Consider the following 312-nt stretch of genomic DNA (forward strand, 5'->3'; position numbering starts at 1 on the left):
ACAGAACCTCTGGCGGGTTGCTGAGCGTCGGGACCTAATCGAACCTGCTGCTCAGCTTGCATCCGGCTATCCAGTGTAACACGCGTCATTGCTGGCTGAATGGAACCCATCGCTTTCATCGTGTTAATCGCTTCACTCGCTGACATGCGGGTATTAAACGCCAGATGAGCCGCCATATCAGGGCGACTTGCCGCGTATTTGCTGCTAAATATTTTGGCACAGCGTTCGCGTTCAGCGCGACGGCCTTTTTTAACATCCTCGTCTTCCTCCGCGTTTTCATCCTCCTCATCGCCTTCGGCATCAGGGTCGTCA

Annotated in this window: 1 pseudogene; it reads right to left on the reverse strand. The window is 54.2% G+C overall.

Features of this window, described 5'->3' with window-relative positions:
- A pseudogene (locus PSI23_RS22250) lies at positions 1-312 on the reverse strand (hypothetical protein); the annotation flags it as partial.

Source organism: Xenorhabdus yunnanensis, from assembly GCF_028598805.1.
GTDB classification, from domain to species: Bacteria; Pseudomonadota; Gammaproteobacteria; order Enterobacterales; family Enterobacteriaceae; genus Xenorhabdus; species Xenorhabdus yunnanensis.